22 protein-coding genes and 2 pseudogenes are annotated in these 21,599 nt (G+C 68.8%); 15 read left to right on the forward strand and 9 right to left on the reverse strand.

Annotated elements, in window-relative coordinates:
- Positions 1 to 86 precede the first annotated feature (86 nt).
- Both AC07FY_RS19790 and AC07FY_RS19795 read right to left on the reverse strand, forming a co-directional pair.
- On the reverse strand, positions 87 to 317 hold the full coding sequence (locus tag AC07FY_RS19790) for a hypothetical protein (protein ID WP_479007877.1): 231 nt from the start codon (positions 315 to 317) through the stop codon (positions 87 to 89).
- Positions 318 to 409: 92 nt separating this feature from the next.
- Positions 410 to 652 carry a hypothetical protein gene (locus AC07FY_RS19795; protein ID WP_479007879.1) on the reverse strand — a complete coding sequence of 81 codons (243 nt, stop codon included), beginning with the start codon at positions 650 to 652 and terminating at the stop codon, positions 410 to 412.
- A gap of 195 nt (positions 653 to 847) precedes the next feature.
- Here AC07FY_RS19795 and AC07FY_RS19800 point away from each other — a divergent pair, with 195 nt between their 5' ends.
- The gene (locus AC07FY_RS19800) at positions 848 to 1,738 is read left to right on the forward strand and encodes a DUF1206 domain-containing protein (protein ID WP_479007881.1); all 891 of its coding nucleotides are present in this window, start codon (positions 848 to 850) and stop codon (positions 1,736 to 1,738) included.
- Between the two features lie 444 nt (positions 1,739 to 2,182).
- Positions 2,183 to 3,229, forward strand: coding sequence for a fatty acid desaturase family protein (locus tag AC07FY_RS19805; RefSeq protein ID WP_479007883.1), 1,047 nt, complete (start codon positions 2,183 to 2,185; stop codon positions 3,227 to 3,229).
- A 392-nt stretch (positions 3,230 to 3,621) separates the two neighbouring features.
- Here AC07FY_RS19805 and AC07FY_RS19810 read toward each other — a convergent pair whose 3' ends face one another.
- Positions 3,622 to 3,870, reverse strand: a complete 249-nt coding sequence (locus AC07FY_RS19810; protein ID WP_479007885.1) for a hypothetical protein — start codon at positions 3,868 to 3,870, stop codon at positions 3,622 to 3,624.
- A 91-nt stretch (positions 3,871 to 3,961) separates the two neighbouring features.
- Positions 3,962 to 4,018 (reverse strand): annotated as a pseudogene (locus AC07FY_RS19815) (hypothetical protein); the annotation flags it as partial.
- 1,290 nt (positions 4,019 to 5,308) lie between these two features.
- Between AC07FY_RS19815 and AC07FY_RS19820 the strand changes: the two are divergent.
- The 3 genes from AC07FY_RS19820 to AC07FY_RS19830 are packed head-to-tail and all read left to right on the forward strand — an operon-like array spanning position 5,309 to position 7,122.
- Positions 5,309 to 6,043: a hypothetical protein gene (locus AC07FY_RS19820; protein WP_479007887.1), complete on the forward strand. Its 735-nt coding sequence runs from the start codon at positions 5,309 to 5,311 to the stop codon at positions 6,041 to 6,043.
- Between the two features lie 3 nt (positions 6,044 to 6,046).
- Positions 6,047 to 6,481 carry a phage holin family protein gene (locus AC07FY_RS19825; RefSeq protein ID WP_479007889.1) on the forward strand — a complete coding sequence of 145 codons (435 nt, stop codon included), beginning with the start codon at positions 6,047 to 6,049 and terminating at the stop codon, positions 6,479 to 6,481.
- Complete coding sequence (locus tag AC07FY_RS19830) at positions 6,457 to 7,122, forward strand: DUF3618 domain-containing protein (protein WP_479007891.1); 666 nt, start codon at positions 6,457 to 6,459, stop codon at positions 7,120 to 7,122. Before AC07FY_RS19825 ends, AC07FY_RS19830 begins: the two co-directional genes overlap by 25 nt.
- Positions 7,123 to 7,304: 182 nt before the next feature.
- Here the strand turns inward: AC07FY_RS19830 and AC07FY_RS19835 are convergent.
- Positions 7,305 to 7,640, reverse strand: a pseudogene (locus AC07FY_RS19835) (YsnF/AvaK domain-containing protein); the annotation flags it as partial.
- Positions 7,641 to 8,128: 488 nt separating this feature from the next.
- Here AC07FY_RS19835 and AC07FY_RS19840 point away from each other — a divergent pair.
- The 4 genes from AC07FY_RS19840 to AC07FY_RS19855 all read left to right on the forward strand — a co-directional run bounded on the left by AC07FY_RS19840 (position 8,129) and on the right by AC07FY_RS19855 (position 11,701).
- Positions 8,129 to 8,632, forward strand: coding sequence for a hypothetical protein (locus AC07FY_RS19840; RefSeq protein WP_479007893.1), 504 nt, complete (start codon positions 8,129 to 8,131; stop codon positions 8,630 to 8,632).
- Positions 8,633 to 9,616: 984 nt separating this feature from the next.
- Positions 9,617 to 10,114, forward strand: a complete 498-nt coding sequence (locus AC07FY_RS19845) for a lamin tail domain-containing protein (protein WP_479007895.1) — start codon at positions 9,617 to 9,619, stop codon at positions 10,112 to 10,114.
- Positions 10,115 to 10,617: 503 nt separating this feature from the next.
- Positions 10,618 to 10,752, forward strand: coding sequence for a hypothetical protein (locus tag AC07FY_RS19850; RefSeq protein ID WP_479007897.1), 135 nt, complete (start codon positions 10,618 to 10,620; stop codon positions 10,750 to 10,752).
- Positions 10,753 to 11,473: 721 nt separating this feature from the next.
- On the forward strand, positions 11,474 to 11,701 hold the full coding sequence (locus AC07FY_RS19855) for an ATP-dependent DNA ligase (RefSeq protein WP_479007899.1): 228 nt from the start codon (positions 11,474 to 11,476) through the stop codon (positions 11,699 to 11,701).
- 580 nt (positions 11,702 to 12,281) lie between these two features.
- Here AC07FY_RS19855 and AC07FY_RS19860 read toward each other — a convergent pair.
- Entirely contained in the window at positions 12,282 to 12,617 is a 336-nt protein-coding gene (locus AC07FY_RS19860) for a TfoX/Sxy family protein (RefSeq protein ID WP_479007901.1), read from the reverse strand.
- 227 nt (positions 12,618 to 12,844) lie between these two features.
- Positions 12,845 to 13,129, reverse strand: a complete 285-nt coding sequence (locus AC07FY_RS19865; protein WP_479007903.1) for a chaplin — start codon at positions 13,127 to 13,129, stop codon at positions 12,845 to 12,847.
- A 457-nt stretch (positions 13,130 to 13,586) separates the two neighbouring features.
- Here AC07FY_RS19865 and AC07FY_RS19870 point away from each other — a divergent pair, with 457 nt between their 5' ends.
- Complete coding sequence (locus AC07FY_RS19870; protein ID WP_479007904.1) at positions 13,587 to 13,907, forward strand: hypothetical protein; 321 nt, start codon at positions 13,587 to 13,589, stop codon at positions 13,905 to 13,907.
- 419 nt (positions 13,908 to 14,326) lie between these two features.
- Here AC07FY_RS19870 and AC07FY_RS19875 read toward each other — a convergent pair whose 3' ends face one another.
- Together AC07FY_RS19875 and AC07FY_RS19880 are read right to left on the reverse strand one after the other, a co-directional pair.
- Entirely contained in the window at positions 14,327 to 14,938 is a 612-nt protein-coding gene (locus tag AC07FY_RS19875) for a class F sortase (RefSeq protein WP_479007906.1), read from the reverse strand.
- A 125-nt stretch (positions 14,939 to 15,063) separates the two neighbouring features.
- Positions 15,064 to 16,338 carry a hypothetical protein gene (locus AC07FY_RS19880; protein WP_479007908.1) on the reverse strand — a complete coding sequence of 425 codons (1,275 nt, stop codon included), beginning with the start codon at positions 16,336 to 16,338 and terminating at the stop codon, positions 15,064 to 15,066.
- 104 nt (positions 16,339 to 16,442) lie between these two features.
- On the opposite strand from AC07FY_RS19880, the gene AC07FY_RS19885 reads away from it, so the two are divergent.
- From AC07FY_RS19885 to AC07FY_RS19905, 5 genes are all read left to right on the forward strand, one after another.
- Positions 16,443 to 16,619, forward strand: a complete 177-nt coding sequence (locus AC07FY_RS19885) for a hypothetical protein (RefSeq protein ID WP_479007909.1) — start codon at positions 16,443 to 16,445, stop codon at positions 16,617 to 16,619.
- Positions 16,620 to 16,637: 18 nt separating this feature from the next.
- Positions 16,638 to 17,447, forward strand: coding sequence for an IS5 family transposase (locus AC07FY_RS19890; protein ID WP_479008005.1), 810 nt, complete (start codon positions 16,638 to 16,640; stop codon positions 17,445 to 17,447).
- A 390-nt stretch (positions 17,448 to 17,837) separates the two neighbouring features.
- Positions 17,838 to 18,428 carry a relaxase domain-containing protein gene (locus AC07FY_RS19895; protein ID WP_479007911.1) on the forward strand — a complete coding sequence of 197 codons (591 nt, stop codon included), beginning with the start codon at positions 17,838 to 17,840 and terminating at the stop codon, positions 18,426 to 18,428.
- Positions 18,429 to 18,631: 203 nt separating this feature from the next.
- On the forward strand, positions 18,632 to 20,422 hold the full coding sequence (locus AC07FY_RS19900; RefSeq protein WP_479008007.1) for a hydrogenase maturation protein: 1,791 nt from the start codon (positions 18,632 to 18,634) through the stop codon (positions 20,420 to 20,422).
- A gap of 77 nt (positions 20,423 to 20,499) precedes the next feature.
- Complete coding sequence (locus tag AC07FY_RS19905; protein ID WP_479007913.1) at positions 20,500 to 21,588, forward strand: NADH-quinone oxidoreductase subunit B family protein; 1,089 nt, start codon at positions 20,500 to 20,502, stop codon at positions 21,586 to 21,588.
- Positions 21,589 to 21,599 lie beyond the last annotated feature (11 nt).

The raw sequence follows: 21,599 nt of genomic DNA on the forward strand, positions 1-21,599 counted from the left end.
AGGGAACTGACGGGTGCGAGGAGCGCAGACGCTGTGCTGGTCCCCAGGAGGTTCCCGAGATTGATGGCGCCAAAGCCTTGGTACGCCTACGTGTTGTTGTTGATGTTATTGATTTCGGTCTGACCGCTGTCTTGGCCCTGGTCATCGGCATGGGCCATGGGTGCGCTCATTGTCGCGATTACCGCTCCGCTGACGATCAGTGCACGAAGCATTAGGTTCGCAGAGTTTTTCATTTCCTTACCTCCTGTGATCGTGTGAATTTGAGATGAGGTGATCAGTCGCACCGGGTTTGGGGGCATGGCTATTTCGGTGGGCACATCGGCATCATTGTCTTTCCGGCCGTATCCGTTGATCGCCGTCCGGTAGTGCTTCGGTGGCGGGCGGCGTACCCGCTGAGGCAGCACCCGGATCAGGTGGCCCGGATCTCGTCGAGCGGTCGATAGCCCGTCCAGCAGGGCGTGTCCAGGCGCAGTGTGCCGGTGCCGCCCGCGCCGCCGTCGCAGTAGGCGGAGGGGGCGGTGGAGTTCAGGAAGACCCCGTTGGGGTCGATGTCCGTTCCGCGGTACGGCGCTCGGGCGAAACTGAAGGCGCCGAGGTTGAGCGCGTCGTATCCGCAGCCTGGGTCGGAGGCGTAGCAGGCGGTGTCGATCAACGAGGCCTGTCGGCGAGTGTCACGTCGCCGAGTGCAGCCGCGTGCACTACCCGAGCAGAGTTCACCCGCATGCCATGCCATCCACCTGTCTGGAAGCGACGGACTGTGGGTGGTCGCGTGCGCTGCTTGGTGCCATGGTGGGGGTAGCGGCCGTGACTGGGTGCCGTTGTTTTCCGCGCGCGGGAGGTGCCGGGTATGGCGACTGAAAAGGATGCCGCCCAGGCCAAGACTCCGGGGCAGCGTGTGGGCGACAGCCGCGCCATGGAAGTTGCGTCCCGGGTCGGGCTCTGCGCGCGGGGAGTGATCTACGTTCTGGTCGGTCTCCTCGCCGTGCGGATCGGTTTCGGCGGCGGCGGTGGTAAGGAGGCCGACCGGTCCGGGGCGGTGCGGACCATCGGCGAGCAGCCCTACGGACAGGTGCTGTTGTGGGCGCTGGTGGCGGGGTTGGCGGCGATGGCGCTGTGGCGCCTTTCCGAGGCCGCCTTCGGGCAGGCGACGGAAGGCGGTGACAAGTGGACCCGGCGCCTGGGCTCCCTGGGGCTGGCCGTCTTCTACCTGGTGATCTGTATCGGCGTGGTGCAGACCGCGCTGGTCGGCGGGTCCGGCGGCACCCGCGCCAGTGACCAGGCGTCGAAGGACTACACCGCCCGCGTGTTGGAATGGCCCTACGGCCGGGTACTCGTGGGCGTGTTCGGCGCCGTGCTGGCCATCGTGGGCGTAGTGATCGTGGTGCGCAGCCTGATGCGCAAGTTCGAGAAGAACCTTCGCACGGAGCGGATGAGCCGGACGACGCGTCGCATCGTCGCGGCGCTCGGCATCATCGGCGGCGTGGCGTGCGGGGTGGTCGCGGTGGCGACCGGCCTGTTCGTTCTCCTGGCCGCGGTGCGCTTCGACGCCAGCGAGGCAAAGGGGTTGGACGAGACGCTGCGTTCGTTCGCAGGCACGCCGGCCGGGCCGGTGCTGCTGATCGCCGCGGCGGTGGGTCTTCTGCTGTTCGGCCTCTACTCGTTCTGCGAGGCCCGCTGGCGCAAAGCCCCTGAACACGACGCCTCGGCAGAGCAGCCGATCAGCCGCGATGCCGGCTGATCGTCCTGCTCGCGCCGCCCCCGCCCCACTGCCGACCGCTCAGTGCACCACGGGCCGCCTGTCCGTCCTGAACATCCTCTGGCTCGGCTGGTACTCGCTACGGCGCGCACCGGCTGCGGCAGATGGGAAACCGTTCGCCCTTCTTCCCAGACGGCGCGGCGCGCCTCCACGACCGCCGCCCCCATGAGGAAACGCGCCGTGACCGCTGACACCTGCCCACAGCGGCTTCGCCTCAGCGGCAACGCCGGGTCGGCCCCGGCCGGCGTCCGGTCGCCGGGAGTGGGAACGGAAGGGATGAACCGAGGTGTACGTCGATTCCGTTATCCCGGGTATGCGCGGTATGGGGAGCGCCACCCGCGCGCCGGGTGGCGCCCCGGGTAGGGCTCTCCGCCCGCGCACCTGGCCCCCTCTCCCGTCCGACGGAACGGAAAGTGGCTTCTGATCATGAATTCCTCCGAGACGATGCGTCTCCGTCCCGTACGGGCGGATAAGGGGAGCGACTTCGCCCGGCTCTCCCGGAAGATCCAGGAGGCCGGGCTCATGGCCCGACGCCCCGGCTATTACGCACTGCGCATTTCGGCCGTGACGGCCCTGTACGCCGCCGGGTGGACGGCCTTCGTTCTGATCGGCGACAGCTGGTGGACGCTGCTGGTGGCCGGTTTTCTGGCCTTCGTGTTCGGGCAGGTGGCGTTGCTCGCGCACGACGTCGCCCACCGGCAGGTCTTCCGGCTGCGCAAGGGCAGCGAGGTGTCCGGGCGCGTCGCCGGCAACCTCGGCATCGGCATGGGGTACGGCTGGTGGCAGGACAAGCACACCCGTCACCACGCCAACCCCAACCACGAGGACCTCGATCCCGACCTCGACCCGGACATCTTCGTCTGGACGCAGGACCAGGCCCGCGCGGCCAGGGGGCTGCCGCGCCTGCTCGGCCGCTCGCAGGCGTTCCTGTTCTTCCCGTTGCTCACGCTGGAAGGGTTCAACCTGCACGTGTCCGGGGTGCGCTCGCTGTTCGACCGCTCGCTCAAGCACCGCATGGGGGAAGGGGCCCTGCTCACGGCGCACCTCGCCGCCTACCTCGGCGCGCTGTTCCTGGTGCTGCCGCCCGGTAAGGCGGTCGTGTTCCTCCTCGTCCACCAATGCCTCTTCGGCGTCTACCTCGGCTCGATCTTCGCCCCGAACCACAAGGGCATGCCGATCCTGACGGGCGCCGAACGGCCCGACTTCCTCAGGCGCCAGGTCCTGACCTCCCGCAACGTCCGCGGAGGCCGGTTGACCGACATCCTTCTGGGCGGTCTCAACTACCAGATCGAGCACCACCTCTTCCCGAGCATGCCCAGCCCGCACCTGCGCAGGGCTCAGACCATCGTCCGCGCGTACTGCCAGGAGCTCGGGGTCAGCTACCTGGAGACCAGCCTGATCAACTCCTACCTGCAGACCCTCGCCAGCCTCCACGCGGCGGGAGCCCCCTTGAGAAGGCCGCGGACCACCTGACGCCACCAGCAGCCGACAGGCGGGTGGCCGGCTGGTCGGAGGGACACCGGCCGGAGCCAGGGGCACAGCGGCCGGCGCGGGTCGGACAGGAGACAAGGAACACAGGTGGTTGCCGCCGGACGGTCTCCAGGCGCTCGGGCGCAATCGTCCAGCCCCGTTCCGTCGCCGGGACGTCTCGCTGGAAGGCCGGCTGGAGGACAGCACGCCGGGCGGTGAGCGTCGGGGCCGTTACCGTACGCCGGTGATCAGCCACCGGGCCGGCCCCGGTGCTCTCGCCGATTCGGTCCTGTTCCTGGACTGGCACGGCGACGGCCACGGATACCGGCGCCACGACTACCCAGGCTCCCCCGTCGTCTGACCCGCTCGGGCCGGCCGGCCCGAGCGAAGTGGGGTCACCCGCGGTCGGGGTGCCAGTCGGCGGGGCCGCCCCCGCGCCATTCGATGATGTCCCCGCCCCCTGCCGTGACGTCGTCGAGGTCGAGGCCGGCCCGCCGCAGGAATTCCAGGACGTCGGCGGGGCTGTAGGCGCGTCCGAGACCTATGCCGTCGCAGCGGACGCGGCGGGCGCCCTGCGGGTCGGGCGGAAGGACGGTCACACGGCGGGTGTTGCCCGCTTGCTCGGGGTGCTGCGGGCAGTTCATTCGCGGACTCCCAGGATGGTGTCGGGGCGGCAGTGGGGCAGGCGGGGATGCCTTCGCCAAGGAGGGCGCGTACCTGCTCGGCGGTGGCGGGCGCGCAGCGTTTGCTGAGGTCCCAGCAGCTAGCGGCCTGGACGCAGACCGGTCGCATGCCCGCGCCGATCCCGCGCACTACCAGCCATGCGGGGGGCTCCGGCGGGGGCAGCCGGCGGGCTGCCTGGGCTCCGGCTTCCTCGGCCTCGATCAGCGCCCTCTCCGCCCTGCCCGGCTCGCCTCGCAGGTAGGTGACCAGCGTCCGCAGACGCGGCGGGTCAGGCGGCAGCACAGACACGGGTTCAGCCCCCGTACTGGGCCTGCCATACGGCCCCGCACGCCTGACACAAGGGGTTGGCGGGGGCCCCGTACCGCGCGCATGGCGAACCGCATCGCGCGCATGGGCCGGTCTGCGAGGGCGACCAGGTGGCGACCTGCGGTCTGGCGGTGGGGGCGGGGGAGGTCATGGCGCTGCTCCTCGGTACGGGGGTCTCCCCATTCCACCACGTGTTCGAATCTTTGTGCGAACGGAGGGCCGCAGGTCAGCGGTAGGGGTGGTGGCACAGCGAGGCGACGGCGGGGCTCGTCTATAGCGACAAGCGACCGCAACGCCCTGCCCGGCCGTGTTACACCGGCGCTGCGACGCGCCTGCGCGTTGCGCCGTTGACCCGCACAAACGCGAACCAGCAGCCATTAGTTGCTACCGCTGACGTGGGGCGTGTGTTGCCGAAATTCGAGGCAAGAGGGCCCGTGTGTCATCTGCACCCTAGGAACTCGTGTCACGGGTGCGGCATGCCCTGATCCAAGCGGGATGCCACCTGGTCGGTGAGGTGCAAGGCGGCAGGCCCGGGCTTCAGGTGGTGGAGGACCCGTCGGGGGCTTTGATCAGGTGGACCACGTCGGGCGGGTTCGCTTCGCCGGCTGCTGGCCAGCCGGGAGCTTCGGGGGACAGTGTGTAGGCCATCGTGCAGGCGGCGGTCTCGGGCTTGCTGGTGCAGCTCGGACACACGGTCACAGAGCCGTCCGGCGACGGGGACCGGTTTGTTTTCGCCGTCGGGCATGGGTCGGAAGAGTAGGTCAAAGCCGCTCGTTGTAGCGCTCTGGGAGTGTCGGGCAACAGGGCTGTGTCGGGCGCCGAGAGCAGCAGGCGCCTGGTCAGCGCAGGGGTGGGAACGGTTCGGGGGTCTTGCGTCCCTTGGTGAGCCTGCGGTCACGAGCGTGATGGCTGCCTAGGTGATGAGGGTTTCAGGGTGTTGAACGAGTCGTGTCGGGGCTGCCTCAGCTCGATGGGCGAAGGGTCTGGACTGGCTTCCGCTGCCTTCCTCTCCATGCGTGGGTGGACGGCCGAAACATGGGCAGGCGCTGGCTGGGCGGGGGACTTCGATCCTTCGATTGACCAGGAGGAGCCTTGAGTGACTTCCAGGAATCGAGCCGCCGGCAGGAAAGCAGCAGGGCGGCGGTAGGGCATACGGCTCAGGACAAGGCGAGCGAGGGTGCCGCACTGGTCGGCGGGAAGGCCGCCGAGGTGGGCGGAACGGCGAGGGAGCAGGCGGCCAACGTCGTTGGCGAGGCCACCGCCCAGGCACGGAGCCTTGTTGGGGACCTGCGTGGTCAGCTCCAGGGGCAGGCGCAGTCCCAAACCGGGCGGCTGGTGGAGAATGTGCGTCGGCTTGCGCAGGAGCTGCGGGAGATGGGTGAGGGCGGCAAGCGCGATTCCACGATGGCGGGCGTGGCCCGTCAGTTGGCTGATGGTGGCGACCGGGTCACGGACCGCATCGAGCAGCGCGGTCCCGGCGGGCTGGTCGACGATGTGAAGAACGTTGCCCGCCGCCGTCCGGCTGCCTTCCTGGCGGGTGCGGCTGTTGCCGGGTTCCTCGTGGGTCGGGCCGAAAAGGGGGTAATCGCGGCCGCCTCCGCCGGCAGCGGTACGGGCGATGGCAGCGGCGGCTCCCCGGCCGGGGACCGGCCTGCTGGAGACGTTCCTACTGTCGCGCGCGCTGGCGTATCTGCCGGCTACGACGACCTGACCGACGCTTACGGCCAGTCGCGGCCCCCGCACGTAGTGGCGACACCGCCGTCCTCCCCACCAGCGGGCGGTCCGCCGCCGTACGGCGGCTCGTCGCAGCCTGTGGAAGGGATGTGACCTGTGTCCACCGAATACCGGGAGCGGCCAATCCGCCACGTCCCGCCCCATCCGGATGGGGTCGAGCCGTCGATCGGTGATCTGGTCGATGCGATCGGCCAAGATCTGTCCGCTCTGGTCCGCACCGAGATCGAACTGGCGAAGGCCGAACTCACGCAGGAGTTCGCCAAGGCGGGCAAAGCGGCCGGGATGCTGGGAGGCGCGGGCTACGCCGGCCATCTGGCCATGCTATTCGGAAGCCTCACAGTCGTCTTCGCGATGTCCAACTTGATCAACATCGCGTGGGCCGCGCTGATCATCACCGCCCTGTGGGCCGCTATCGGTGCAGCGCTCTACGTGAGCGGCCGTGCAGGCTGGCGCAATGTCCACCTCAAGCCCGAACAGACCGTGGAGTCACTGAAGGAGGACGCGCGATGGGCCCGACACCCGACGAGTTGAGGACCGACGCGGAGTACCAGCGCGCGCACCTGGCGCGCAACGTCGACGCCCTCGCGGACAGGATGACCCCCCGCAGGATGGCGCAGCGCAAGGTCACATCGGTGCGCCACCGGGTCAGCGGAGTGAGGGAGCGTGTGATGGGCACGGCACAGAGCACCGCCCACGGGGCCTCCGAAGGTCTGAGCCAGGCCACCGGCACCATCGCGGAGACCGCCAAGGGCGTCGGCGGAACCGTGAGCGACACCCTCCAGCAGGCGCCTTCGCAGGTGAAGCGGCAGACCCAGGGAAGCCCGCTGGCCGCGGGGCTGGTCGCCTTCGGCGCCGGCATGCTGACGGCCGCGATCCTGCCGACCACCGAGGCCGAGGAACGTGGCGGTCAGAAACTGCGGGAGCACTCCGAAGAGCTGCTGGAACCCGTCAAGCAGACGGTCGTCGAAGCAGCCCAGGAGGTCAAGGAGGAGATGCGGGAGCCCGCGGCCCAGGCCGCGGAAACCGTGAAAAGCACCGCCCAGGACGCCGCGCAGACCACCAAGGAGCACGCCCAGAGCGCCGGCCAGGAGACAGCGCAGGGGCTGCGCCAGGTGGGCGGGGATGCTGCGGTAGAAGTGCGCCCCACCCCCGGCACCTCCGGTTCTCCTTGAGCCCAGCCCACCCTCGATCGATGGGGACTTCTGGGAACGGATGCGGGCTCGCGGCCTTCCCGCCGCGGGCCCGCATTCGCGCGTCGGGTGAGCGGGAGCCGATGACGTCGTCAGTCCGCTCGGTCGGGGCAAGGAGCCGGCCGGCCGAGCGGACGTACAGAAATGGTTCGCCTCGACCGGTGTCAGCGGTCGCGCATGTCGTCGTCTGTGTCGGCTTCGATCTTCTCCTTGCGGATCTCGCCGGTGACGGTTTCCTTGTCGGTCTGTTCCTCGGTGGTCAGGCGGACGCGTTCTACAGGGACGGCTTCGGTCTGCACGACGGGCCTCTCCTCGTGGAGGATCACCTCGTGTTCGGCTTCGGTGATGTCGGGCCCGGACATGGCAGCGTCGCGGTTCTCGTCGGTGATCGGTTCGCGTTCGACGCGGACCTCTCCACGGCGGACGGGGACGGTCTTTTGCACCTCGTCGGTCACGACGTACTTGCACAGCCTGGCCCGGCCGACCTCCTGGCGTTCGGGACATCCGCCGCGAGGGACAGGGCGACTCCTCCTACCAAGTGCCTCTGGACTTCTGACCCTGCTGCAGGGCTTTGACGCACTGCTCCCCGACCTTGGTTCGGATTGCCGAGGCCGAGCGGGAAGGCTGGCTCGCGGGATCGAGGGGCTCCGCGTCAGCCTCGCCGGCGCAGAAACCAAGATCGCCCAGGTCGACTCAGCGGCATCCGCCGGGCCGGTCCTGCTGGGGCTGCCGGCACCCCCGTCGCCCTGACAGGGGTGAAGCTCAAGTGCCATGCCTGGCTCGCGCACCTCCTCCTCGGCGAGGTCGCCGGCAGCTGCTTCCTCCGGGTCAGGACTGGTTCGCATCCGTGCGAAGGCGCGCCGAAAAGTTCATTGTGCAGCATGAAACCTCAGGGTCGTTCCACGCTATGCAGGACGGAACTGTTTTCCGATTGATCTACGGATACGATCCACGAAGTAGTCCGCATATTGATAAGGGGGAGTTTTCGATGGCTGAGAAATTGGCTGTACTGGCAACTGGGGGTCGGGGCAGGATAGAGGGGGTAAAAGGAATAATGATGAAGCGCCGCGTCGCCGCACTGATAGCGTCCACCACGCTATTCGTTGGGGGAATGGGCACAGTCGGCGCCGGAACGGCAGCCGCGGATCCTGCCTTCACTTTCAAGTGCAGCAGTGTGGGCCCCAACGGGGGCTTCACCGCTGCCGTGTACAACAACGGCCGCTACGCAGGGCTGGCCGAGTGGAACGCTGACCCCGTCTCCGGCCATCCGGGCGATGCCATGCGGGCAGGGGATGTCCTCTCGGACGGCTGGTACGTCGAGGCGATCCTTCAGAGCCCCTATCGTGTCGCCACGACCAAGGGCCATTACGCGACGTACCTGACCCCTTGGAAGACCGGCGATCTCCCGGAGGGCCAGAGTGTGAAGATGCGGGTCGCTATAAGCAACGGAACCTCCACTTACCTCTCTTCGTACTGCACCGGCCACGCGTAGGTGGCGACCGCTAACCCTGCAGATCACCGGACCTGCAGATCTGTGGCTTTCCCGAGGCAGCGGACATGACCGCAGCGCGCTGGTGGGCGCGGGCGCGGCTCAATGCCATCCCTTTCGATCCTCTGATCGTTGGTTGCTGTGTGCCCTTGACTGACATGCCGCCGCTAAGGCCCCGCCTCGCGTAGGCCCCTGACGGGAGCCCATGCGAGGTGACCCACCCGTAGCCGGACCATGCGGCCACCGCCGCTGACCGGCACGCGCACGGGCCGTCGCCCCACCGGGTGGCGGCCCGACTGCTGCAGGAAGACCGGAAGCGGAGTGCAGTGGCGTTTCGTCGCTCATGCCCGCGCTGAGACCGCGGGCCACGCGGCGGCCGAAAGGGAGATGCGACGGCCGGTGTTCGGCGCCTGCGCGAAGTTCACCGACGAACGTTGGGCTCGCCTTCGACGGCTGGTTCTCCGCCCGCCGGTAGCCCCAACCACCCTGCCTCCGTCCTCCGATTGGCAGACCGAAAGCGGTACAGGGGACGTCCAATCCGCATCACGAGAGCGTTCGGTATGGCTGGTGCCCCGTGACGAGGGCTCTGCCTGGTCGCCGAAGCGCCATCCGTCACCCGTACCTCAGAGCGGTGGTGCGCAACTGGGTGCGAAGAAGCGGCAGGAGCGCCTGTTACAGAGCCCTGCACCCATTCGGCGCACAGCACACGGCATGGCGCGAATGAACTGCTTATGTGGCCTAAACATCCTTGCTCCGACATCGGACGGACAGCTCCCACCCCGACCTCGCCCGCGTCAACCGGATCTTGACGCTTGCATCCTGCAAGGGAGAGTTACGGACATGTCCGCATTGGGCAACGCGAGTTCTGAGTTGTGGCGGTTGATGGCGGCCGCGGGCCAGAGTGTGGCTCCTCGGCAAGGACGCCGGGAACCCCCGCCCGGCTTGCACGAGGCCGGGCGGGGCCTCCTGTTGCAAGGAGTTATCTGCATGTCTGCTTCTCTCGCCACTCGCCGTCTCCTCGCCTCGGTCCTGGCCGCCGGCGCACTGATCGGCGCGGCCGCCGTCCCGGCCGCCGCCCACGACGACGACCGGCGCGGCCACCGCGGCCAGCACTCCTCGATCGTCATCGGCGACATCCAGGACGACAGCCGCGGCCGCGGCCACGACAACCGCGCCCTCAACCGCGAATGGGTCGAGGTGAAGAACACCGGCCGCCACGCCGTCAACCTGCGCGGCTTCACCCTCTCCGACCGCGAGGGCAACCGCTACCGCTTCGACCACCTCCGTCTGGACGGCCGCTCCAGCGTCAAGGTCCACACCGGCCAGGGCCGCGACACCGACCGCGACGTCTACCAGGACCGCCGACACCAGATCTGGGACGAGCGCGACACCGCCACCCTCCGCGACGACCGCGGCCGCGTCATCGACACCGAGACCTGGGGTCGCAACAGCCACCACGGGCACCACGACAACCACCACCGCTGACCCAGGCCGGCAGCCACGCCGTCGAGGACAGTGACCTGCCTGCCTGCCTGCCTGCCTGCCTGCCTGCCTGCCAGTCAGCACAGCAACGGCGTACCGCGGCAACCCTCCGCGACACGCCCCACCCCGACCGGCCCCGGGGCGCCTGACCTGCCTAATCCGTCAGCCTGCACTCCACCTCTGCGACACAGGAGGGCGGCCAACTACAGGCGGCGCCCCGAGCTCATTGGAAACAACAGCGGCACATCCGACCCCCCGGGAGGTTCGTTGTGGAGTTCTGGCAGTATTCCCCGTCCGGAGTCACGGTCCCTCAGCTGGACCTCGACCCTTACCGCTTCCCCGGTGCAGACACCGTCGCGCCCGCGGCCTGCGACGCCCCGCCGCACAGCCGCCCAGGTGACACGGACTGGCAACTGCCTCACCGTGGCGAAGAGCATCCTCGCGCCCGCTGGCCTGCGTCCGACCCCCGCCTCGCCTGGCGCCTGCCGCCCTTGGATCGGCGCCGCTTGGACCTCCAAGCGGCACTGACCACCGTCGGCATCCCACCACTCCCCGGCGACCTGGAAGCCATCCACACCTTGTCCGCACTCGACGACACCACCAACGCAGCCCTCGTACGATGGATCACCACCAACCGCTGAACCCGCACAGCGGCACTGCCCCCCACTACAAATGGGCCCCGGACACTTGGTGCGCCTGGCCGCGCTCGGCGTAGGCCTGCTGCCACGCCCGGTGGAGCGTGGCGGCTTCCGACGATGCGGACAGGGCGGGACGGGCTTGCGGTGGGCAGCGGGCCGGCGGCTCCCTTCGGCGGCATCGCAGACGACGTCACCACGTCAGCGGTGAGCTGGCGAGACCTTTGCGCCCAGGAGCCTTCGGACTGGCGGCTCGGCTCCTCACCGTCCAGCTCCCGCCCGACCCGCTGAGCAGACGGTCGGGTGGTGTGGCGGTGGCCACGGGCAAACCGGTCGGGTCCAGGGGTAGTCAAGGTGAAAACGGACACCGGTCGACGGCGATCGTCAGACCGCGGTCAAGGGGTTGGTCCTCACGGTGGCTCCGGCCGGTGCACAGATTCGCGGACGGACGGACGGACGACCGCCGACGCGGCCTGCAGGCCGGAGGATCCAAGGACACCGTGCGCCGCCGACCACATGCCCACTCCCGCTTACGAACACACCTAGCCGACGACCAAGAGCCCGTCGAAGACCTGGACCAGGCCTCGCAGCACCCCTCCACGGGGTCCCTCCATCGCCCCCCACGGCCGCCGCGCCCGAGCGGACGGTTCCTGCAGGTCAGCCTTGGTGGCCGACTGCTGCTGCAGACCCGCCGCGGCTCCCTGGCCAGGACCGATTCACCGAACTGGTGGGGGACGCTGCCCAGTTGCCGGACGGCCTGGTCCTCGATGGCGGGCTCGTCGTCTGGGACACTGCAGCCGGCCGGTTGTCCTTCGAAGCCCTTCAGCGCCGCGCCGCCGCCCGCGGCCGCACCGCCACCGCGCTCGCCGCGACGAGCCCGGCGTTCTTCATCGCCTTCGACGCCTTGCAGATCGACGGCATCGAGCTGCTGGCCCTGCCCTATGCCGAGCGCTGAGGGGAAGTTATGGCCGAAGTTGGTGGATGGATCTTGGAACGCAACTTGCGGCCGTTCCTGGAGTTGCTGTCGCATTACGTTGGCTATGACTTCGAGGCCACCGACTGGGAGACCGTTGCACGGGCGATTGTTAGGAGGTTCGGCTTGCCCGCTCGGTAGGCGGCGAGGAGGTCTCCGTGAGCGTGAACGGACCTACGACGACCGAACTGGAGGTCCGGGCAGACACACTGCTGTCCGCATTCGCGACTTGTTGAGCCCACTCAGGGCAAGGTCAACGTGACCCGCTAGCTGCATGAGGTGTCTGTCGACCGGGGCGGCGTCTACCGGCATCCGATCCGGTACGTGCGCCTGCGCCTGGGCGCGGCCGTGGAGGACGTGCCCCGGTTCGGCGGTGACCCGGCCGCAGCCGCAGGATGACCTGCTGCACGCGCGCAAACGGTCCCTGGTCGAACAGCGGCATGGAATCCGCACAGGAGCCCCGCAGCCACCCCGTCATGGGACACCTGAGTTGGCGGTCGTGGCTGGTCCATGCCTGGTGGTAGGCGGAGTGCGGGCCCCAGCGCAGGGCGGGAGGTGCCGGTCATTTTGAAGTCGCGTTCTTGTTGTAGTTCAGTGCTTCCTGGATCCAGGAGCGGAAGGCTTTGTCGGATGCGAGGGCAGAGGCATCGATAACGATCCATCCTCGGCTCATCGGTTTGCCCCGCATCTCGGGCCAGTGGGCACCTTGCCGCTTCAGCAGTTCTGTAACTCGCTCCGGGTCGCAGCGGACCATCAACTGGCCGTGGGCATTGGCCGTGGCTGCCATCTTTCCGTTGATCATGAAGGAGAGGCCGCCGAACATCTTCACCTCCCGGGAGTCGGCACGGCCGGACAGCGCCTGCCGGATGCGGTCGGCCAGATTGGGGTCGTATGCCATGGTCGGACTGCTCCTGCCGGTGTCTGGGAAGGGGAGCATCGGGGTTACTGGGCGGAGCCGTTTCGTTCACCGCGGAAAACCGCAGCGCACAGCCCGGTACGGGAGTCGGCCTGCCCTTGGACGATGAGGGGGAGGTCAATCGGTACCGGGCTGTGCGCTGCGGCTGGTTCACATGGCGCTCTGGGGGTGACGGCGCGAAGTGCGCCGGGTCCAGGGCCTGGTGCTCGTCAGTATTCGCCGTGCTGCTGGCCCTTGTAGTGGTCCTTGAGGCCGCCGTTGTTGATGCAGGTGTTGCCGAAGGCGGGATTGAGGAGGCCGACAGCGTTGATGGTGTTGCCGCAGATGTTGACGGGGATGTGGATGGGGACCTGGACGACGTTGCCGGACAGGACGCCGGGCGAGCCGATGGCGGCGCCTTCGGCGGTGGCGTCGGCGGCCGCCATGCCGGCCCCGCCTGCCAGAACGGCGCCGACGGCGGCGGTAACGGCTACGGCCTTGGTGACACGGAACATCGAAATCTCCTTGGGCTTTCACAACTTGCCGGGGAAACGGCACGGACGACGCCCCCCACAACGCCCTGAGCCACCCGCCCGTCACGGGCAGTGGGCCGAACCAGTGACCCGAAACCGGTGTGACGGTGGGACCGCAGGCGCCGCACTCCTCTGATACGGCCCCACCACACCCCCGAAAGAGGACACCGTCCTCGATGTCATTGACGGGACGGGGGTGTCGGCGGCTGTGGTGCCGGTGTCACCAGCGCGGGCAAGGCGATAGCCCCCGGGATTGACCGCAGGTCTGGCGGTGCGTGTACGGGCACGCATCCTTGGCTTTACCAGTGGGCTTACCTCGGGTTAATCCGGTCAATCTCGGTTCAGGAGCTAGGTGCGGCGGCGATCTTGACGCGGCTTTCCCCCGCCTCCCTGGTAGGGGAGACTCAGGCGCTTCGCACGACGGAACCGATACCTACCCATGAGGAATGTGAACCCGGCCCACCACGCCGCAGATAACGACCTGGCCGCGCACCGGCCCCGGCGACTTTCGACCGCGACGAAGTCGGCCTTGGAGACCACCGAGTTCTTCGTCTACCTGGCTGCCGTGGTGGCGGTGCTGATCGCTTCCGTGGTCGTGGGCAGGGAAGACGGCCACGGCGACTACTTCCGTGCCGACCAGGCATGGCTGTACATCGTGATCCTGACCGTGGGATACATGATCAGCCGTGGACTGGCCAAGTCCGGCAGCCGTGACTCCTACGACGAGGACTCCTCTGCCGCGCAGGCCCGTCACCTCTGAGCCGCCCTGCACATCCCTCGCGACAGCCGCAGGCCCCTGCGATGCCCACGCCCACAGGAGCTGAGCGGTGTAGTGGGCCGGACAGGCCAACTACACCGCTCAGTCGCGGTTGTGACTGAGCGTTCTCGTTGTCCACTACGCGTCGTAGTCGGCCAGCTGAGCGTTCGGCTGCTGCCAGTGCCCCTCGTGCGAGGTGCGGGCGACGCCAGCGCAGGTCAGCACGGTCGTGGCGGCGGCGTTGAGGAAGAGCATGAATGTCCATGCCCGATCTGCCGTCTGTCGTCACCCCGGACAAGCCAGACCATTTCGACTTAGCGGACATCTCGAAAGAATGCCGCCGCTTGCGAACTGTTCTGACTCATGGCCACCGACCCTACCGGTCCCGAACACCCATTCCGTTAGGAGTTTTTAACGCCCTCTTACGCGAGCAGGTCGGCGTACAGGATGATGTTGTCGGGCCGGTGGCCCTCCGTGAGGTCACCGCCGCAGGTGATCAGGCGCAGCTCAGGACGCACAGTGTTCCCGTAGACCTTCTCGGTGGGGAAGGTCTTCTTACTCACCTGCTCGATCTCGCGCACCCGGAAGTCCGCGGTAGTGCCGTCGGCCCGGGAGACGCTGATGGTGTCGCCGGCCTCGACCCGTGAGACGTTCTTCATGACGGCCGGACCCTTGGCGGTGTCGAAGTGACCGACGAGGACGGCGGGGCCGGTCTCCCCGGGCGTCACGCCCTTGTCGTACCAGCCGATGCGGTCCGCCTGGGCGACCGAGGGCACCTCGATCGTGCCGTCGGCGGCCAGCCCCAGCGCCAGTACGGGCTGGGTGTCGACGCCCGCGGAGGGGATCCGCACGCGCAGGGGTCTGGACGCGGACATGGGCCGGGCGTCGGCCGCCGACGGCGCCGGCGCGGCGGTCGTGGGGCGGACGTCCGCCGGCGGACCGGACGGCTCCGGCCCCTGGTTCCTGCCGCAGCCGAGTGCCACGGCTCCGGCGAGGAGGGTGAACAGCACGGCGGCGGCACGGTGAGAGGACATGGTCTTCCAAGGAGCGTAAGGAGTGCGAGGAGCGTGGTGGAACGGGCGGGTCCGCCCAGGGCAGGCGGTGCGCCTCGCCGGACGCCCGGCCGCCGACGCGTCGCCGGCCAGGCTTTCGGCGGGTGTCAGTGGCTGCGGCGGCGGGCGACGACGGTGAAGGCGATGCCGGCTGCCGCGATCGCCGCGGCGCCGGCCGCCGAGGCGACAAGCACCGTGCCTGCGCCGTCGGCCGACGACTCCGCGCCCGCGGCCACACCACCCTTCGGCACGACGGTGGTCTGGGCTGTCGTGGTCCGGGTGGTGGCCGCAGCGATGGCACCGGTCTGCGGCTCGGCGCCGTCCTCGTCGTCGACGAAGACCGCGGGGCCCTGCTTTGCGCCGCCCAGGAGGTGGTTGCTGAAGGAGCCGTCGGGGTTCAGGACGATGACGGTGCCGTCGTCCTGACCGACCGCCGAGCGGTTGTTCTCGGCCCGGATGGTGCCGATCGACAGACCGCCCCGGTAGGCCTTCAGCCCGTAGACGCCGTTCTCGCGAACCAGTTCCACCAGCTTGCCGTTCGGCAGTTCGTACGTGCCGAGCCTGGCGCCCCCGGTGGTGTTACCGGTCCAGTGGTAGGTCTGACCGTCAGGGGTGAGCACGAGGTAGAGGCCGCCGCGCCGGCAGGCGGCGGAGTGGTCCGAGGCGTTCAGGACACAGACGGCACGCCCGTCGACGAGGTTCTCGGCCCGGTGGTGACCGGACTTGAGCCGGTACACCTTGAGGAGCGAGCCGTCGGGCAGCGTCTCTGTGCGCAGGAGGGTGCCCTTGCCGTCGTCGGCCGACTCGCTCGTGACTTTGCCATCAGAGTGCAAGGTGACGCGTACATCGCCAAAGACCTTGGTGTCTGACGCGTCGGCGCCCGTGCTCGTGCCCGCCTGGAGCGTTCCGAGGACGGTGCTCCCGCCCTTGCTGTGGATGGTCGCGTTGAACAGTCCCGGGTTCATCTTGAACACGCGGGCGGTGAGACCGCCCTGCAGCGCGTGTGTCCCTACCAGTTCGCCCATCGGGTCGCCAGGCTCACTGTAATGTGACGTCAGGGTGCCGTCGGAGGCGAGGACGACCTGAACATTCCCGAAGGTGCGGTAGCGCCGGACGACGATGTCGGACTCGCTGGTTACGTGCAGCACGCCCAGCATCGAGCCGTCCTTGTGGATTTCTGCGGTGTAGGTGCGCTCGGCATCCTTGTAGATCTTGCCGGTCAGCCCGTCGAGCAGCGTCTTGGTGCCGACCGGTTCACCCGCGCCAGCAGCAGGAGCAGCCGCAGGGGTGTCGTCAGTCGCGAAGGCGGCAGTTGTCGGGGCGAGGACCGCAGCGCCGAGGGCGGCCGCGGTGATGGCAGTGTGGAGGAACGAACGACGCATGACGACTCCAGATCGGGGTCAGGCAGGTGAATGAGAGAGCCGCATGCCGCCTGCACTGAACTCCCTGAGAAACGGGGCGTGGGGTCGGCTGCAAAAACAATCTAATGATCTTGCAAGCCGGATTCGTCCGCACCATGTCACCGTCCTGTAACCGGATCCTCACCCGGCTCCAGTCACTGGCCGACGCGCAAGGCGCGATCGTGTGGGATCTGAGCGTCGACTCCACGGTGTGCCGCGCCCATCAGCATGCGGCCGGGGCCCGCAAGCAGGGCGACCTTTAGAAGGAAGCAGCAGGCGGAATCTTCGTCGAGCCTGGTGATCACGCCTTTGGACGCTCGCGCGGCGGGTTCACCACCAAGCTGCACGTGGCCGTCGAGCAGGGCCAGAAGCGGATGTCGATCGTGCTCACGGCGGGACAGTGCGGCGACTCGCCGCAGTTCGAAACCTTGCTGGAGAAAGTCCGCGTGCCCCGCATCGGGCCGGGCCGGCCACGCGTCCGCCCCAACCGAGTCCGGGCGGACAAGGCGTACGCCTCCCACAAGAACCGCGCCTACCTGCGCCGCCGCGGGATCCGCCGCACCATCCCCGATACGGCCGACCAGGTGCGCAACCGCCAAGAGCTCGGCTCCCGCGGCGGCCGGCCGCCGCACTTCGACTCGACCGACTACCGCGAGCGCCATGCGGTCGAGGGCGGGATCAACCGCCTCAAGAGACACCGTGCCGTCGCCACCCGGTACGACCAGCTCGCCGTCCGCTTTGAGGCGACCGTGCTGGTCGCAGTCCTTAACGAGTGGTTGTGGCGGGCGCTCTGCTGGGACCATGCGCCGGTGAACTCGGAACTCCCCGCCGGATGGACGATCGAGCGCGTGCGCGCGCTTTCCGGAGACCCAGGCGCGGCCCCGCTCTCCTTCGATCGGCTCGTAGTCGTCGAGGTGGCTGGCCAGGGCGACTACGAGCCGCTCCGGCCTGATGTGATTCTTGCGTTCCACGAGTTGTGCCTCGTGAGGGACGACGGTGAGTGGTTCATGGGGCAGCTCGACGATGGCGGCTCGGTGATTTGCTGGGCCTCCTACGGATCAGACCTGGCCGAGGCCATCCGCAGTCTCTGAGCGACACCCCGCATCTTCAGCCACTTTCGCAACAGGCCCTTGAACGCAGGGACCGCCAAGGGCTTTGTCATGCCTGCGGGCCAGACAGGCAGGATCGTCCGCCGCCGGCGACGCCTGGTGGATCACGGGCAAGGCCATTGGTCGGGTGACGGTGGTGGGTGGTGTGAAGGACTGCCGGAGAGCGATGACATTCGCATCCGGCCCGAGGCCGCTTCCCGCCTGGCGGGCAACCGAGAAGAGAGTTCGGCCGCTTCTCCCGTCTGACGGGACGTACGACTGATCGGCCTTTCCTTGCAGGTCAGAGCTATGTGGCGTGGTCTGCATGACGGTATATCGCGATCATTCGAGCCGGTCAGATGTACCGCTATTACCTGCGCCAGATCGTCGTCGGTGATCCGCCCGGCCCGCACGCCGCTGCGCGAGGCCCAGGAGCAAGCCGGTGTCCCGGCCGGGCGATGGATGGGCCGCGGCCTGGCCGTGCTCGGACTGACGGCGGGCGAGGAGGTCACCGAGCAGCAGCTGCGGAACCTGTTCGGCGAGCGGGGCCGGCACCCGTACGCGGACCGCATCGAGGCCGAAGAACTCGCCGCGGGGAAGTCCCCGAAGCAGGCGGTGCGAGCCGGTGCTCTCGGGCGCCGGGTCACGGTCACCGGGTTCGATCTCGTCTTCCGGCCGCAGCCGACGATCTATCTCCTGTGGGCGCTGGGGGATGAGGAGACCCGGCGGGTGATCGAGGCCGCGCACGAGCGGGCGATCGAGCGGGTGCTGGAGTGGATCGAGGAGACGAGGACATCGTGCGCACCGCGCTCGCGACGTACTGCCTGGACATCAACGAGCCGAAGACCACACGCGGCCGGCTGGCGTACTACCGGCTCTACACCGCCCGGTGGGCGGTGTCCGATCTCGCCCCCGCCCGGCGCCCACCGACCCCCGTGCCCGACCCGGACCGGCTGCCACCGACCGACCCGGCCTCCTCCTTGACCGCGCCAGGCCCCCCGGCCAGGGCTCGAACCTGTAGCCGCCGCGGAGAAGCCCCGTGAGGACTGCGATTGGCGGCCACGGTGCCCACTTCCGGGTGACCCCCCGGTCCGGCTTCGCCGGCACCGCGTCGTGCGTGCTTGAGCATCACCAGCAGGTCCGGTCTCGTCCTGGCCGTGAAGTCGCCGGTCACCGGGAGCCTGCCGATGCACATCTTGCTCATCGCGAGCGCATTCAACAGCCTGACGCAACGGGCTCACGCGGAACTGCGTGACCACGGGCACAGCGTGACCGTGGAGCTGGTCCTCCAGGGCGTACCCCTGTGGGACGCCGTCTCCCGTCACCAGCCCGATCTCGTCGTGGCGCCCATGTTGAAGAGTGCCATCCCGCAAAAGGTATGGGAGGCGTACACGTGCCTCATCGTCCACCCGGGCCCCGTAGGTGACCGCGGACCGTCCTCCCTCGATTGGGCGATCCACGAGAAGGTGAGCCGCTGGGGAGTGACCGTCCTGCAGGCCAACGCCGAAATGGACGCAGGCGACGTCTGGGCGTCGGTCGCCTGCCCGGTGCCGCCCGTGGGCAAGAGCGACCTGTACCGCAACGAGGTGTCCGACGCCGCGCTGGCCGCGATCCTCCTGGCCGTCGAGCGCTTCGCCTCGGGTACGTTCTCTCCTCAGCCTCAGCCTCAGCCTCAGCCCCAGACCGGCGGCGGCGAAGAGGGCGTCTCCCGCAGTCGGGCCTACTTCGACCAGGGGCTCCGTCGCATCCGCTGGGAGTCGGATGCGACCGAAACCGTGGTCCGCAAACTGCGCGCGGCCGACTCGTTCCCTGGCGTGCTGGACGAACTGCTGGGCCGGGAGTGGTATCTGCACGGCGGCCACCCGGAGGACGGCCTTCGCGGCCGCCCGGGGGAGCTGCTGGCCACCAGGTCGGGGGCAATCTGCCGGGCGACCGCCGATGGCGCCGTGTGGATCCCGGAGCTGCGGCCGCGGCGCGTACCCGGCGGCCCGGCCACGTTCAAGCTCCCCGCCGTTGTGGCCCTGGGCGACAGCCTGCCCAGGCTGCGCGAACACCCCGCGCCGCCGGACGCCGACGTCTCCTCCCGAACCTGGGCCGACATCCGCTACCGGGAGGACGGTCCCGTCGGCTTCCTCTCCTTCTCCTTCCCGAGCGGCGCCATGAGCACCTCGCACTGCCGCCGTCTACTGCGCGCCTACCGGATGGCCTCCTCTCGGCCCACGTCCGTGCTGGTACTCGGCGGTGGCCGGGACTTCTTCTCCAACGGGATCCACCTGAACGTGATCGAGGCGGCCGACGACCCCGGCGCGGAGTCCTGGGCCAACATCAACGCCATGGACGACCTGGTGGAGGCCGTTCTGACGAGCACCGACCGGCTGGTTGTGTCCGCCGTGGGTGGCAATGCGGCCGCGGGCGGGGTGATGCTGGCCCTGGCTGCGGACGAGGTGTGGTGCAGGACGGGCGCGGTGCTGAACCCGCACTACCGCCTGATGGGCCTGTACGGCTCCGAGTACTGGACTTACACACTGCCCGGCCGGGTGGGCCCTGCGGTGGCCGACAGGCTCATGCGGGAGGCCCTCCCGGTGAGCGCCGCAGCCGGACTGGGGCTCGGCCTGGTGGACCGTACGGTCGAATGCGGGCCACAGGACTTCGCCGCCGCGACCGGTCGCCTGGCCGCGCAGCTCGCGTCCTCATCCGCGACGCAGGCGCGGATCGCGGCCAAGAAGGCCGAACGGGAGCGACGCGAGGCGGCCAAGCCGCTGGCCTCCTACCGGGAGGAGGAGCTGGCCCACATGCTCCGTACCTTCTCGGACCCGGACGCCCCGTACCACGCGCGGCGCAGGGCCTTCGTGCGCAAGCACCCCGCGGCCCGGACACCGCCGCACATCGGCGTGGCCGTCCCCGGCAGGAGGGCGGCGCCTCAGGCGTCCTCACGCGGAGGCGGCGCCGGATCCGGCCTCAGCGCTGTCGCGGGGTGACCGGCTGCCTGCTATCAAGAAATGCGAAGGGGATATGAACCGCTTCATCGTATTCCTCCCCTAGGAGGTTTGGCCCCATGGATACAGCAACGCCGACCCCGGCTCCGTCCGAGACCGTCCCCGGCACACCCGATGGGGATGAGTCCCCGATCCACATCCTCTGGATCAACGCGGGGCTGAGTTGCGATGGCGACTCGGTGGCCCTGACGGCCGCCATGCAGCCGAGCATCGAGGAGATCGTGCTCGGCGTGCTGCCCGGCCTGCCGAAGATCGCGGTCCACTGGCCCCTGATCGACTTCGAGTGCGGACCGGTGGGTGGGGCGGACACGTTCATCGAGTGGTTCTTCAAAGGCGAGCGCGGTGAGATCGACCCGTTCGTGCTGGTCATCGAGGGATCCATTCCCAATGAGTCGATTAAGCAGGAGGGGTACTGGTGCGGATTCGGCGACAACCCCGAGACCGGCCAGCCGATCACGACCAGCGAGTGGATCGACCGCCTGGCGCCCAAGGCGTTGGCGGTTGTCGCCATCGGAACGTGTGCCACGTACGGCGGCATCCACGCGATGGCCGGCAACCCGACCGGTGCCATGGGAGTACCCGACTACCTGGGCTGGGACTGGAAGTCGAAGGCCGGCATCCCGATCGTGTGCGTACCGGGCTGCCCGATCCAGCCCGACAACTTCTCCGAGACCCTCACCTACCTGCTCTACCAGGCCGCGGGATCCGCTCCCATGATTCCGCTGGACGACAAGCTGCGTCCGACGTGGCTGTTCGGGGCCACGGTGCACGAAGGGTGCGACCGCGCCGGCTACTACGAGCAGGGCCAGTTCGCCACCACGTACGACTCGCCCCAGTGCCTGGTCAAACTCGGCTGTTGGGGGCCCGTCGTCAAGTGCAACGTGCCCAAGCGCGGGTGGATGAACGGCATCGGCGGCTGCCCGAACGTCGGCGGCATCTGCATCGCCTGCACCATGCCGGGTTTCCCCGACAAGTTCATGCCGTTCATGGACGAGCCGCCCGGCGGCAAGGTCTCCAGCGCGGCCAGCGGTGCGTACGGAGCCCTCATCCGCAAACTCCGCTCCATCACGGCCAGGACCGTGGACAAGGAGCCGAAGTGGCGTCACACGGGAGACGAGCTGACGACCGGCTACCGGCCGCCCTGGTGACCGGGCCCCGG

This window comes from Streptomyces sp. NPDC045967, assembly GCF_056430495.1.

Excerpts from the sequence above, each read along its gene's own strand:
- AC07FY_RS19800 (WP_479007881.1), top strand. The coding sequence starts at position 848 with ATGGCGACTGAAAAGGATGCCGCCCAGGCCAAGACTCCGGGGCAGCGT.
- AC07FY_RS19805 (WP_479007883.1), top strand. The coding sequence starts at position 2,183 with ATGAATTCCTCCGAGACGATGCGTCTCCGTCCCGTACGGGCGGATAAG.
- AC07FY_RS19810 (WP_479007885.1), bottom strand. The coding sequence starts at position 3,870 with ATGAACTGCCCGCAGCACCCCGAGCAAGCGGGCAACACCCGCCGTGTG.
- AC07FY_RS19830 (WP_479007891.1), top strand. The coding sequence starts at position 6,457 with ATGGGCCCGACACCCGACGAGTTGAGGACCGACGCGGAGTACCAGCGC.
- AC07FY_RS19840 (WP_479007893.1), top strand. The coding sequence starts at position 8,129 with ATGGCTGAGAAATTGGCTGTACTGGCAACTGGGGGTCGGGGCAGGATA.
- AC07FY_RS19845 (WP_479007895.1), top strand. The coding sequence starts at position 9,617 with ATGTCTGCTTCTCTCGCCACTCGCCGTCTCCTCGCCTCGGTCCTGGCC.
- AC07FY_RS19860 (WP_479007901.1), bottom strand. The coding sequence starts at position 12,617 with ATGGCATACGACCCCAATCTGGCCGACCGCATCCGGCAGGCGCTGTCC.
- AC07FY_RS19865 (WP_479007903.1), bottom strand. The coding sequence starts at position 13,129 with ATGTTCCGTGTCACCAAGGCCGTAGCCGTTACCGCCGCCGTCGGCGCC.
- AC07FY_RS19870 (WP_479007904.1), top strand. The coding sequence starts at position 13,587 with ATGAGGAATGTGAACCCGGCCCACCACGCCGCAGATAACGACCTGGCC.
- AC07FY_RS19875 (WP_479007906.1), bottom strand. The coding sequence starts at position 14,938 with ATGTCCTCTCACCGTGCCGCCGCCGTGCTGTTCACCCTCCTCGCCGGA.
- AC07FY_RS19880 (WP_479007908.1), bottom strand. The coding sequence starts at position 16,338 with ATGCGTCGTTCGTTCCTCCACACTGCCATCACCGCGGCCGCCCTCGGC.
- AC07FY_RS19885 (WP_479007909.1), top strand. The coding sequence starts at position 16,443 with ATGATCTTGCAAGCCGGATTCGTCCGCACCATGTCACCGTCCTGTAAC.
- AC07FY_RS19900 (WP_479008007.1), top strand. The coding sequence starts at position 18,632 with ATGCACATCTTGCTCATCGCGAGCGCATTCAACAGCCTGACGCAACGG.
- AC07FY_RS19905 (WP_479007913.1), top strand. The coding sequence starts at position 20,500 with ATGGATACAGCAACGCCGACCCCGGCTCCGTCCGAGACCGTCCCCGGC.